9 protein-coding genes and 1 tRNA gene are annotated in these 13468 nt (G+C 64.3%); 8 read left to right on the top strand and 2 right to left on the bottom strand.

Features of this window, described 5'->3' with window-relative positions:
- Positions 1–272: 272 nt before the first annotated feature.
- Positions 273–2801: an ATP-dependent Clp protease ATP-binding subunit gene (locus AC1C2M_RS15680; RefSeq protein ID WP_108391845.1), complete on the top strand. Its 2529-nt coding sequence runs from the start codon at positions 273–275 to the stop codon at positions 2799–2801.
- A gap of 103 nt (positions 2802–2904) precedes the next feature.
- On the opposite strand, the gene AC1C2M_RS15685 is transcribed toward AC1C2M_RS15680, so the two are convergent.
- Positions 2905–3831 carry a Ppx/GppA phosphatase family protein gene (locus AC1C2M_RS15685; RefSeq protein WP_483405918.1) on the bottom strand — a complete coding sequence of 309 codons (927 nt, stop codon included), beginning with the start codon at positions 3829–3831 and terminating at the stop codon, positions 2905–2907.
- Between the two features lie 34 nt (positions 3832–3865).
- On the opposite strand from AC1C2M_RS15685, the gene AC1C2M_RS15690 reads away from it, so the two are divergent.
- From AC1C2M_RS15690 to AC1C2M_RS15705, 4 genes are all read left to right on the top strand, one after another.
- On the top strand, positions 3866–4384 hold the full coding sequence (locus tag AC1C2M_RS15690; RefSeq protein ID WP_495433728.1) for an amino-acid N-acetyltransferase: 519 nt from the start codon (positions 3866–3868) through the stop codon (positions 4382–4384).
- 212 nt (positions 4385–4596) lie between these two features.
- Entirely contained in the window at positions 4597–9066 is a 4470-nt protein-coding gene (locus AC1C2M_RS15695; protein ID WP_495437545.1) for an ExeM/NucH family extracellular endonuclease, read from the top strand.
- Positions 9067–9163: 97 nt separating this feature from the next.
- The gene (locus tag AC1C2M_RS15700; RefSeq protein ID WP_495433730.1) at positions 9164–9781 is read left to right on the top strand and encodes a hypothetical protein; all 618 of its coding nucleotides are present in this window, start codon (positions 9164–9166) and stop codon (positions 9779–9781) included.
- A gap of 23 nt (positions 9782–9804) precedes the next feature.
- Positions 9805–10191, top strand: coding sequence for an SseB family protein (locus AC1C2M_RS15705; RefSeq protein WP_108391840.1), 387 nt, complete (start codon positions 9805–9807; stop codon positions 10189–10191).
- 42 nt (positions 10192–10233) lie between these two features.
- On the opposite strand, the gene radA is transcribed toward AC1C2M_RS15705, so the two are convergent.
- Positions 10234–11586, bottom strand: coding sequence for a DNA repair protein RadA (gene radA, locus AC1C2M_RS15710; RefSeq protein WP_483405914.1), 1353 nt, complete (start codon positions 11584–11586; stop codon positions 10234–10236).
- 129 nt (positions 11587–11715) lie between these two features.
- Between radA and AC1C2M_RS15715 the strand changes: the two genes are divergently transcribed.
- The 3 genes from AC1C2M_RS15715 (at position 11716) to AC1C2M_RS15725 (ending at position 13361) form a co-directional block, all read left to right on the top strand.
- Positions 11716–11806 (top strand) — tRNA-Ser (locus AC1C2M_RS15715).
- Positions 11807–11928: 122 nt separating this feature from the next.
- Positions 11929–12342, top strand: a complete 414-nt coding sequence (locus tag AC1C2M_RS15720) for a hypothetical protein (RefSeq protein WP_495437546.1) — start codon at positions 11929–11931, stop codon at positions 12340–12342.
- Positions 12343–12458: 116 nt separating this feature from the next.
- Complete coding sequence (locus AC1C2M_RS15725) at positions 12459–13361, top strand: hypothetical protein (protein ID WP_495437548.1); 903 nt, start codon at positions 12459–12461, stop codon at positions 13359–13361.
- Positions 13362–13468: the final 107 nt, after the last annotated feature.

The following is a 13468-nucleotide window of genomic DNA, read 5'->3' on the forward strand; positions in this document are numbered from 1 at the left end:
GGGATTGGGCTACCGCCTTTCACGGCGCTGGGTTTCTCTGGTTCGCGGCGCGGGGTTGCGTTGTTGAGGATGCCTTGGATTCTGGCTGCCCGCTGCTGGAGTTTCTCTGGTTCGCGGGCGAAAGTCACGGTTTTGAGGATGCCTGAGTGAGGGCTGCCGCCTTTCGCGCACCTGCGGTGCGCGCAGAGCGAACACAGGAGTTTTCCTCAGCCCCGGAAGTTACTCTTTTTGTACGGCACCCCCAACCCTGCCCGGGTGCCCAAGGAGCGAACATGTTTGAGAGATTTACCGACCGCGCTCGTCGCGTCGTTGTCTTGGCCCAGGAAGAGGCCAAGATGCTCAACCACAACTACATCGGAACCGAGCACATCCTGCTCGGTCTCATCCACGAGGGCGAGGGCGTTGCAGCAAAGGCGCTCGAGTCGCTCGGCATCTCGCTGGATGCCGTTCGTGAACAGGTCCAGGACATCATCGGTCAGGGCCAGCAGCAGCCCACCGGCCACATTCCCTTCACCCCGCGTGCCAAGAAGGTGCTCGAGCTCTCGCTCCGCGAAGCACTCCAGCTCGGCCACAACTACATCGGAACCGAGCACATTCTGCTCGGCCTCATCCGCGAGGGTGAGGGCGTTGCCGCGCAGGTTCTCGTCAAGCTGGGCGCCGACCTCAACCGTGTTCGCCAGCAGGTCATTCAGTTGCTCTCGGGATACCAGGGCAAGGAAGCTGCTCCCGTCGGTGGCAACACCACGGAGACCACGGCGCAGGGTGGCTCGCAGATCCTCGACCAGTTCGGCCGCAACCTGACTCAGGCTGCCCGCGACAACAAGCTCGACCCGGTCATCGGCCGTGAGAAGGAAATCGAGCGGGTCATGCAGATCCTCTCGCGTCGTTCGAAGAACAACCCGGTTCTCATCGGAGAGCCCGGCGTCGGAAAGACCGCTGTCGTCGAGGGCCTCGCCCAGGCGATCGTCAAGGGCGATGTACCCGAGACGCTGAAAGACAAGCAGCTCTACTCGCTCGACCTCGGTTCGCTCATCGCCGGAAGCCGCTACCGCGGTGACTTCGAAGAGCGCCTCAAGAAGGTCACGAAGGAGATCCGCAGCCGCGGTGACATCATCATCTTCATCGACGAGATCCACACCCTCGTCGGCGCGGGTGCCGCTGAGGGCGCAATCGATGCTGCAAGCATCCTGAAGCCTCTCCTCGCTCGTGGTGAGCTGCAGACCGTCGGTGCGACAACGCTCGACGAGTACCGCAAGCACTTCGAGAAGGATGCCGCGCTTGAGCGCCGGTTCCAGCCGATCCAGGTCAACGAACCGTCTCTCCCGCACACGATCAACATTCTCAAGGGACTGCGCGACAGGTACGAAGCGCACCACAAGGTGTCCATCACCGATGGTGCCCTCGTTGCCGCAGCCAACCTCGCCGACCGCTACGTGTCGGACCGGTTCCTGCCCGACAAGGCGATCGACCTGATCGACGAGGCCGGCGCACGCCTGCGTCTCTCGATCCTCTCGAGCCCGCCCGAACTGCGCGAGTTCGACGAGAAGATCTCGGTCGTCCGCGGAGCCAAGGAAACGGCCATCGAAGACCAGGACTTCGAAAAGGCAGCATCGCTGCGTGACGAGGAGAAGAACCTCCTCGGCGAGCGACTCCGCCTCGAGAAGCAGTGGCGTTCGGGCGACGTGAAGACGACGGCGACCGTTGACGAGGGTCTCATCGCCGAAGTTCTCGCGCAGGCCACCGGCATCCCGGTCTTCAAGCTCACCGAAGAAGAGTCGAGCCGACTGGTCTTCATGGAGAAGGCGCTGCACCAGCGCGTCATCGGCCAGGAAGAAGCCATCTCGGCACTGTCGAAGACGATCCGACGCACCCGCGCCGGTCTGAAGGACCCCAAGCGTCCCTCCGGTTCGTTCATCTTCGCCGGCCCGACCGGTGTCGGAAAGACCGAGCTCGCCAAGGCACTCGCTGAGTTCCTGTTCGACGACGAAGACGCCATCATCTCGCTCGACATGAGCGAGTACGGCGAGAAGCACACGGTCTCACGACTGTTCGGTGCTCCTCCCGGATTCGTCGGATTCGAAGAGGGCGGTCAGCTGACCGAGCGCGTTCGTCGCAAGCCGTTCAGCGTCGTGCTCTTCGATGAGATCGAGAAGGCACACCCCGACATCTTCAACTCCCTCCTCCAGATCCTCGAAGAGGGACGGATGACGGATGGCCAGGGCCGCGTTGTCGACTTCAAGAACACCGTCATCATCATGACCACGAACCTCGGTTCGAAGGGCATCGCTGGCGGACCGGTCGGATTCCAGGTCGAGGGCGACACCGTCGCCACCTACCAGATCATGAAGGCCAAGGTCACCGAGGAGCTCAAGAAGCACTTCAAGCCCGAGTTCCTCAACCGCGTGGACGACACCATCGTGTTCCCGCAGCTGTCGAAGCCGGAGCTCCTGCAGATCGTCGACCTGTTCGCGAAGCGACTGAGCGAGCGACTGCTCGACCGCGACATGACGATCGACCTGACCCTCGCAGCGAAGGAACGCCTCATCGAGGTTGGCTTCGACCCCGCTCTCGGAGCACGGCCACTGCGCCGCGCGATGCAGAACGAGGTGGAAGACCGCCTGAGCGAGCGCATCCTCAACGGACAGCTCAACGCCGGAGACCACGTGCACGTGGACTTCGCGGACGGCGAGTTCGTCTTCGACACCAAGCCGCGCGGTGAAACCGTCGGCGCAGGGGTCAACTCGGGTCGCTCGATCGGCACAGGGTCTGCGACCCCCGATCTCGCGATCGGTAACGCCTAAGCACGAGTAGTACGACAAAGGCCCGGAGGAGAAATCCTCCGGGCCTTCGTCGTGCCCGCCGGGAGCTGGTCCCGGCTCAGTTCCTGGTCCTGGTCCCGGATGTTCAGTTCAGGTGGTCGAGGTAGCGCAGCAGCACGCCCTCGCGGGTTGCCCAGGGCGACACGTCGAGCTCGCGCACTCCGAACGTGGCCATGGCTTCGCTGAGCACGATGCCGCCGGCCACGATCTGGAACGTCCGATCGGTGGTGATGCCGGGAAGCTCGGGCCGTGCCGCCGCGGGGATACGGGCGAGGCGCGGCACCCAGTCGTCGAGCTGGCTCCGCCGCAGTCGCGCTCGGTCATCGCCACCGATACCATCGACGACGCTGCCGGCGAGCCGCGCCAATGAACGGATGGTCTTCGACGAACCGACGACGTGTGTCGGTTTTGCCAAACCCTTGAACGCGGTCCGAGCCTCGGAGAGCACCGAGCGCGCGTGTCGCCTGAGTGCGTCCTGCTGGGCCTCGGTCGGCGGGTCGTCGTGGAGAAAACCGACGGTCGTTCGTCCGGCGCCCAGGGGGAGCGAGAGCGCCACGTCAGCTTCCTCGTCTTCACCGAGCGCGATCTCGAGCGAGCCACCGCCGATGTCGAAGAGCAGAATATTCCCGGCCGACCAGCCGTACCAGCGGCGAACGGCGAGGAAGGTGAGCTTCGCCTCTTCTTCACCGCTGAGGATCTGCAGCGTCAGTCCGGTTTCCCGTTCGATCAGTTCGATGACTTCAGGGCCATTCGTCGCCTCGCGAATAGCGGAGGTCGCCATCGGCAGCACCTCGTCCAGGTTGCTCCCCTTGGCGATCCGCGCAGCTTCACCGATTGCGGCGACGAGCGCGACGATGCCCTCCTCGGTGATCGAACCGTCGGTGTCGAGGTAGCGCATGAGGCGGAGAACTGATTTGTGTGATGCCTCCGCGACCGGCCGCGCACCCGGGTGAGCGTCGACAATGAGCAGGTGGACGGTGTTTGAACCGATGTCGAGTACTCCGAGGCGCATATCGAAAACAGTACAGGTCACTAAACTTTCAGACATGACCGAACCAGGAGCATCCGAGTACCTGGTTCGCCGTGCACGCACCTCCGACGTCCCCGCGATTCAGAAGCTCATCGAGCCCCTCGTTGCCGAGCGGATCCTTCTCGGTAAGGAACGAGTGGTGTTCTACGAGGCGGTGCAGGAGTTCCGCGTTGCGACGCTCCCGGACGGCACGCTGATCGGTTGCGGTGCATTGCACGTCATGTGGGAGGACCTCGGCGAGATACGCACTCTTGCCGTCGCCAGGGAGTGGCTCGGCCACGGTGTCGGCAGGGCGATCCTTGAGACGCTCGAGAACGACGCCCGTGAGCTGGGGCTTCGGCGGCTCTTCTGCCTCACCTTCGAGGTGCCCTTCTTTACGAAGAACGGATTCCGTGAGATCGGTGAAGAGATCATCGATCCGGTGATTTACTCCGAAATGGTGCGTTCCACTGACGAGGGCGTTGCCGAGTTTCTCGACCTCGCCCGCGTGAAGCCCAACACCCTCGGCAACAGTCGGATGCTGAAACTGCTCTGACCGCGATGCGGCCGCTCCTGCTCATCCGTTGTAACTCTTGCGGGGGGTTCCGCTGGGCCGCTAGCTTTTACCCACTGTTTACTTTCCCGGTGATCACGCGTTAATTGGGCCGCTCTAACGTGAGTTGGAGTTGGCCGCACTGCTCTGACAACGGCGCAACGAGGCGCTTCGCAGAGACGCGCCAGCACCGTGAAACCACCCCAGGGAGATCAATGTTGCTGTCCAAACGCGGCTGGCGCGCCGCCGCTCTCGCATCGCTGTTGGGGCTCGCCGTAGCTCCGCTTTCGGCTCTCCCGGCAGCCGCCGCCCCCGACGGTTCCGGAGTCGTGATCAACGAGGCGTACCTTTCGGGCGGCAGCGCGGGAGCAGCGTATTCGACGAAGTTCATCGAGCTCCACAACCCGACAGACACGGCCGTCGATCTCACCGGCTGGTCGGTGCAGTACCGATCCGCGACCGGTGCAGCGGCGCCGAGCGGTGTGCTTCCGCTGAGTGGCACCATCGCCGCTGGCGGGTATTACCTCGTCGCGGGCGGAAGCAACGGCGCCAATGGTGCCGCGCTTCCCACCCCTGATGCGTCGAGCGGCAGCATCAACACGGGCGGCGCTGGCGGGACGATCATCCTCGCAAACACCCCGACGGCGGTGAGGCTGCCCGTCGGGAACGTCGCCGGCAACACCGCGGTCGTCGACCTGCTCGGGTACGGCACCTCGAACACGTTCGAGACGGCGGCGGCAACCGCGCCCGCCGGGAACACCGACGTCAAGTCGCTCGGACGCACGGCATTCGCTGATACCGATAGTAACGCCAGCGATTTCACGCTGTCGGCGACGATCACGCCGCAGAGCACCGCGGACGGCACAGACCCGACTGACCCGACCGATCCGACCGATCCGACCGATCCCACCGATCCCACCGACCCGACTGAACCGGAACTGCTCAGCATCGCTGAGGTTCAGGGCACCGGGGACGCGAGCCCGTGGGTCGGCGCAACGGTCACGACGACCGGAGTCGTGACCGCCGCGTACGCGACCGGTGGATTCAACGGCTATTACATCCAGACGCCCGGGTCAGGCGGCGACCTCGCCGGCCACGTGGCATCCGATGGAATCTTCATCTACTCGCCGTCGACCGTCGCCGACGTTTCCGCAGGACAGCACGTGGAAGTGACCGGCGTTGTCGGCGAATACAACGGGCTCAGCCAGCTCTCCGTTGAGGCCGGCGGGCTCACACAGCTCGATCCGGCTACGGCACCGGTGCCCGCAGCCGTGGCATACCCGGGAACCGCCGCCGAGCGCGAAGCATTCGAGGGGATGCTGCTCGCGCCGGCCGGGGACTACACGGTGACCGACGTTTACGACACGAACGGATTCGGAACCATCGGGCTCACCGCTTCGTCGACGCCGCTGGTCAACCCGACGGTCCTCGGTCTGCCCGGGAGTGCAGAGCATGCGGCGGCCCAGGCGCGGTTCGCCACCGAACTCGTTCTTCTCGACGACGGTGCAACGACCAACTTCCTGTCCTCCGCGAATAACGGGGCGAACCGGAACATCCCGCTGCCGTACCTCTCCACCGAATCCCCGGTTCGCGTCGGTGCCGCGGTCACCTTCACGTCGCCCGTCGTGCTCGATTACCGGTTCGACAGCTGGTCGTTCCAGCCGACCGCGCACCTCACCGGGGAGAACGCTGCGACCGTCCAGCCGGTGACCTTCGAGAACACCCGCACCGACGCGCCCGAAGACGTCGGCGGCGACATCACCCTCGGAACGTTCAACGTGCTCAACTACTTTGCGACCACGGGCGCCGACCGCTCCGGGTGCACGTTCTACACCGACCGAGCCGGAAACCCGGTCACCGTGAATAACTCGGATGCCGCTGGCTGCGGCGTTCGCGGAGCGGCCGACGCTGAGAACCTCGAACGCCAGCAGGCCAAGATCGTGTCCGCGATCAACGCGCTCGACGCTGACGTGGTTTCGCTCGAAGAGATCGAGAACTCCGCGTCCATCGGCAAGGACCGTGACTACGCGTTGAGCGTCCTCGTCGACGCTCTCAACGAGGCAGCCGGGAGCGACGTCTGGAACTTCGTGCCGTCGCCCGCCAATGTGCCCGCAGACGAAGACGTGATCCGAACCGCATTCATCTACCAGACGGCAACTGTCGAGACGGTCGGTGAGACTCGTATCCTCCTCGACTCGCCCGCGTTTACCAACGCACGCGAACCCGATGCGCAGGCGTTCAAGCCCGCCGGCGGGGACGATGCCGAAACCTTCCTGGTGATTGCCAACCACTTCAAGTCGAAGAGCGACTCAGGGGCCACCGGTGACAACATCGACACAGGCCAGGGCGCGTACAACGGCGACCGCACCCGCCAGGCCACGGCCCTTGTCGACTTCGCTGACGAGGTATCGGGCGAGCTCGACACGAGCAACGTTTTCCTCGTCGGTGACTTCAACTCATACGCCAGGGAAGACCCGATCGCCGTTATCGAAGCCGCCGGTTACATCAACCAGGGAGCGAAGACCGGTGAGGAGACCTACACTTTCGGCCAGGCGATCGGTTCCCTGGACTATGTCTTCGCGTCACCCGCCGCTAACTCGCTGGTGACGGATGCCGATATCTGGAACATCAATTCAGTGGAGTCGATCGCGCTCGAGTACTCGCGGTACAACTACAACGCGACCAACTTCTACTCGCCAGACCCCTACCGTTCGAGCGACCACGACCCCATGCTCGTCGGCATCGACTTCAGCCCGACGAGCGTGGTGAACCTGCTGAACATCAATGACTTCCACGGCAGGATCGACGCCAACACCGTGAAATTCGCTGGAACGGTTGAGCAACTCAAGGCTCAATTCGACCCGGAGTCAACACTCTTCCTGTCGGCCGGCGACAACATCGGCGCGTCGTTGTTCGCGTCGAGCGCCCTGCAGGACCAGCCGACGATCGATGTGCTCAACGCGCTAGGGCTCGCGGCGGCCGCCGTTGGTAACCACGAGTTCGACCAGGGTTATGACGATCTCGTCGACCGCGTGATGAACGACGGCCAGAACGCGAAATTCCCGTACCTGGGGGCGAACGTTTATAACGCGGGGACCTCGACACCGGCGCTCCAGGAATACGCGCTGTTCGAGGTGGACGGCGTCACCGTCGGGGTCATCGGTGCCGTCACCGAGGAAACCGCGTCGCTCGTCTTGCCCGCCGGCATCGCCGGCCTCGAATTCGGTGACCCCGTCGACGCCGTGAACCGGGTCACCGCTCAGCTTTCCGATGGAGACGAAGCCAACGGAGAGGCCGAGGTTATCGTCGCGGAGTACCACGAGGGTGCGGGGGCAGGCACGCCTGACGGCGCGACCCTCGAGGAGGAGATCGCCGCTGGTGGAGCGTTCGCCGACATCGTGACTGAAACGAGCGCAGATGTCGACGCGATTTTCACCGGTCACACCCACAAGCGATACGCGTGGGACGCTCCCATTCCCGGTGGCGAGGGAACCAGGCCGATCCTGCAAACCGGCAGTTATGGCGAGTTCGTCGGCCAGATCACGCTCCAGGTCGACACGCTCACGGGTGAGGTGGCGAGCTACACAGCGCAGAACGTCGCCCGCGTCACGACAGACGATGCAACGCTGATCGCGCAGTACCCCGCGGTGGCCGTCGTCGACAGGATCGTCCGATCCGCAATTGCCGAGTCGGATGTCATCGGCCGGCAGGTCGTCGGCACCGCGACGGCTCCGATTACGACGGCGTTCAGCAATGGGCTCCGCGATGACCGCTCATCCGAGTCGACGCTCGGCAACTTCGTGGCCGACGCCCTCGTCGATTCGCTCGCGGCGCCGGAGCGAGGCGGGGCTGAAATCGGCGTCGTCAATCCCGGTGGCCTGCGGGCAGACCTCGACGCTGGCGACATCACGTACGCCGAAGCAAACGCTGTGCTCCCGTTCCTGAACAACCTGGGCACGACGTCGCTGACCGGCGCGCAGTTCAAGGTCATGCTGGAACAGCAGTGGCAGCGGACCGCCGACGGCGCTGTGCCGACACGGCCGTATCTCCAGCTTGGGCTGTCGAACAACGTGACGTACACGTTCGATCCCGCGCGCGCTGAGGGTGACCGCATCACGAGTATCACGGTGAACGGCGAACCGATCGATGAGAGCCGCAGTTACCGCATCGGTTCGTTCAGCTTCCTGCTCCAGGGCGGGGACAACTTCCACGTCTTCACCAGCGCGACAGACACGAGGGACTCCGGTCTCGTGGACCGGGACGCCTGGATCTCGTACCTCACGGCGAACAGCCCGGTTTCCCCGAGCTTCGACCGTCGTTCAGTGCAGGTCACCGGCATCCCTGCCGGACCGGTTTCCGCCGGGTCCTCGGTCACCCTGAACCTGTCGAAGCTCGACCTGACCTCGCTTGGCAGCCCGGTCAACACCAGCGTGACCGCCGTGATCAACGGCACGACGGTAGCCACGGCTCCGGTGACGGACGGGGCGGCAACCGTGACCTTCACGGTGCCAGCCGGGACAGGTCCGACAGCGGTGGTGATCACGGCGGCGGAGTCGGGAACAACCGTCACCATCCCTCTCACTGTTGCCCCGACTGAAGTGCCTGCGCAACCCAGTCCAGTCGAGAAGGTCATCGCCGCGATCAAGAAGATCATCAGCTGGCTCGCGCGGTTGCTCGGCTGGTAGAAAAAGCGCTTGACCGCTTCGACGCGCGGGGGGCCGCAATCGCGACCCCCCGCGCGTCCTTGCGTGCGCTCCGGATGCCTCTGGTTATCCTGATTCCATGGCCACCCGGGAGTCACGAGAGAAGCGAAGCGTCTACGTTCGCCGACGGCTGCTTGTTCTGGCCGGTTTGCTCGCCGTCATTGCGATCATCGTGCTTGTGATCTGGAAGCCGGGGTCGACGTCCGGGTTCGAAACCACGCCGAAGGCCACCGCATCAGCGAAACCGAGCGCCACGCCGTCTCCCACAGAAGAGGCGAGCGGCGAAGTGACGGACTGCTCGGAAAAGAACGTGCTCGTCGAGGCCATCACCGACAAGGGGAGTTACGGCGCGAACGAACTTCCCCAGTTGTCGTTGCAGATTACCAACACGGGAAAGAACGCCTGCTCGATCAACGTCGGCACCAGCCAGCAGGTCTTCACCATCACCAGCGGCACCGACGTCTACTGGACTTCGACTGATTGTCAGGTCGAGCCAGCGGATGCTGTCGTTCAGCTGGAGCCGGCCCAGTCTGTCGCGTCGAGCACCCCGATCGCCTGGGACAGGACCCGATCGAGTACGACGACCTGCGACGGGGAGCGACCCCCGGTTCCGTCTGACGGTGTGTCGTACCACCTCTCAACCTCCGTCGCCGGCTTCGAGAGTGCCGAGACCAAGCAGTTCATGATTACCGGCTGACCCGCGCCTGCGAAGATAGAGGCATGCCGAAAAAGAAGCCGGAGTTCCGGTCACAGGTTCTCGCGGAAGCCCTCGAACAGCAGGACATGGCCGCCGTCGCCTTCGCACTCAGGAACGACAGGATGGTCGTCCCCCTTGTGAAGCCTGGCCAGCGCGATAAGCCGACCGACGCCGGTGAGGTGTGGACCTACAAGCAACCGGAAACCGGGCGCCTCGCCCTGCTGATCTTCAGCGATGCGGCCAACAAGCCGGCCGCGCTGCCCCCGTTCGTCGGCCTCCAGGACGGCGCCTGGCTGCACACCTTCCTCCGGACGCACGGACAGGACATCGAAACCGTCTTCTTTGACATTGCCGGGCCGCATCCGATGCAGGCGACGCCCGACGAGATTCTTCGCGTCCTCGCCCTTTAGCGAGCGGTTTTATCGGTCAATCACGCCAGCGTCCGCTGCGGCCTAAAACACTGCGTCGAGTTCACGGTCGAACGGGGTTCCCGCCGACTTCTTTGCAACGTCAAGCGCCTCACGGATGCTGCCGCTGCGGGCATCCACTATCGTCCGATATCCCAGGCGAGTCGCCTCGGATGTGCGCTGCCGCGCAGCGCTGACCGGCCGCACCTCACCCGCGAGGGAAATCTCACCGAACGCGGCGAAGCTATGGGGGACTGCATAGCCGAGTGCAGCGGACGCGAGCGCGATGGCGATTGCGAGATCCGCGCCGGGCTCGTTGAGCCGGACTCCGCCCACCGTCGAGACGTAGATGTCTTTGTCGTGGAGGCGGATTCCTGCCCGCTGGTCGAGCACGGCGAGCAGCATGGCAACGCGGGAAGAATCGACGCCATTGGTCACTCGGCGCGGGTTTGGGGCGCTGGTCTCAAGGACGAGGGCCTGAATCTCGACCGGAAGGGCGCGTTTTCCCTCCATCGACACGGTGACGCAGGTGCCGGATACCGTGATGCCCCTGCTGAGGAAGAGCGTGCTCGGATCGGGTACTTCGGCGATGCCGTCGCCGGTCATCTCGAAGCAGCCCACCTCGTCGGTGGGGCCGAACCGGTTCTTGAGCGCGCGCACGAACCGAAGTGACGTGTGGCGGTCGCCCTCGAACTGGCACACGACGTCTACGAGGTGTTCGAGCAGGCGGGGGCCAGCGATGCTGCCGTCTTTCGTGACGTGGCCGACGAGCAGCACGGGAAGCCCGCGTTCTTTGGCAACCCGGATCAGGGTCTGGGCAACTTCGCGCACCTGGCTCGGCTGCCCGGCGATGCCGTCGGACAGCGAACTCGACACCGTCTGGACCGAGTCGACGATGAGGAGCTCGGGCTTCACCGCGTCGATCTGGCCGAGTACAACGCCGAGGTCGGTCTCGGCGGCGAGGAACAGGTTGTCGCTGAGTGCTCCGGTGCGGCGAGCTCGCAGCTTGACCTGGTTGACCGACTCTTCGGCGCTGACGTAGAGCACACGTGACTTGGCCTTTGCAGCGCGGGCGGCGACCTCGAGCAGGAGTGTGGATTTTCCGACGCCGGGCTCGCCGGAGAGAAGTATTGCGGCTCCGGGCACGATACCGCCGCCGAGCACCCGGTCGAACTCATCGATCCCGGTCGGCCAGTGCGAGACGTCAGCCTCGGTCACCTCGGTGATTGGGCGAGCAGATCGGTCGGCAGAGACGGTTGTGGCCGTGAGGCGTTGTCCGGCGTCGGCTGTTGCGTCGACGACGGTGCCCCACTGCTGGCACTCGCCGCATCGTCCCGCCCACTTCGCTGATTGCCAGCCGCACTCGGTGCATTTGAATGTCGACGTCGGTTTAGCCATGGTCAGAGCTTAACCTCGACATCGGACATCACCGGTGCCCCCGCCCGTGCGGGACAGAACCGCATCGCGGCAGGCAGGAGCAGCGGCCCCGATTCGCGCAGGCATCCAGGATCTACTACACTCGACGGCGGTGACGTGTCCGAGCGGCCGAAGGTGCAACTCTCGAAAAGTTGTGTGCGTCTAAAGCGCACCGTGGGTTCAAATCCCACCGTCACCGCCACCACAAAGGCCCCGAATCCCCTGAAATCAGAGGGTGTCGGGGCCTTTGTCATTTCCTCGAGGGGTTAGTCGTAGACCGTCGCCGTCGGGTCCGCTACTGTCGGCTCAACGCGAAGGAGCCCCATGACCCGTCTAGCGCTGTGGCGTATCGGGGCGGTCTCGACCGTTGTCCTGCTCATGGCAGGGTGCGCGGCCGCCCAGCCGGCCTACGCGGAGCTCGCGGAACCGCAAACGGATGCGGACCTGCTCCCCGGCGTTGGTGACGGCAGCGTTATCCCAGAGTCGGTACGTTTCGTCGGTGAGTATGAGGGGCGGTCTTACTTCCTCGCCGAGTCGACTCCGACATTATTCCGCGACGGGGTCTGCGTGCTCGTTCAGGCACCCGACGTCGAGGGATTCAGTTGCGGAGAAAACGAGGTCATCATTGACTACCCATTGGGGCTGGCCCGCTACGACCGCACGCCCATGCCTGATTCGGCCCTTGAGGATGACTGGGTTCGTATCTCGCCCAACGTGGTTTTGCAGCCCACTCCCTAGCAGGTGCTCACGCTGGCACCTGCGGCGACGTCTGGCAAACCACACAGCGAAGACCAGCCGGCTGGAACTCAAGGAGACAACGGCCCCGCTGCAGTATCCGTCCGTAAAATGGTCGGGTGACTGATACCGCGCCCATCCTTGGCCTCCTGCTCGATGTTGACGGACCGATTGCGAGCCCGGTGAGCCGCAGCATCGCCATTCCGAGCATCGCTGGTGATCTGGTGGAGTTGGCCAATGCCGGTGTCCCCATCGCGTTCAACACCGGCCGCTCGGATGCGTTCATCAGAGAGCAGGTCGTACCTCAACTCCTCGCCCGCGGCTTCGATGCAACAGCCAGGGTGTGGGCGGTGTGCGAGAAGGGCGCGGTGACAACGCGCATCACCCCGGAGGGAATGGGCGAGATCACCGTCGACACCACGCTCGCGATGCCCGATTCGTACAGCGCTGCTATCCGGGACCTCGTCGGGTCACGGTACTCGGAGGTGGTGTACTTCGACGAGACCAAACGCGCCATGGTGTCCGTCGAGCAGCTGACGTCCATATCGGCGGAAGAATATGCCGCGGTTCGCGAGAGTTTTGACGCGGATGCCGCTCACGTCTTCGAGCGCCTCGACCTGGGATACGAGTGGAACACGGAACGGCACCCTGACGCAGATGGTGCGGTTCCCTATCGCATCGACCCGACGATCATCTCGACCGATATCGAGTCAGTGCGCCTCGGCAAGGACCTTGGGGCGCAGAAGTTCCTGGATCTGCTCACCGAGGATGGGGGAGCGGTGCCGCAGGCGTGGCGGACACTCGGCGATTCTCGAACCGATTACGCCATGGCCGACTGGTTGCATGCGCACGGATTCGACGTCGCACACGTTGACGTCCGGCCGGCGGATGGGGTTCCGGACACTCCGTACCCGGTCCGGCACCACCCGACGCTCATTCACGATGAGGCGGGCGCGGTGTATCTCGGTCGCTGGGTCGGGATGCTCCGGGGCGACGAGGACGACGACGCGAAGATTGCCTAGATTGCGGCGCTTTGCCCTCGATGCGCGAACGCGTCAGGAGGCGACACGCCCGGCGTGCACGTGCAATTTGCCGGAGTGACGAAAGCCAACGTAGAGTAACTACTCGT

It is taken from the genome of Mycetocola sp. Y444, assembly GCF_059445295.1.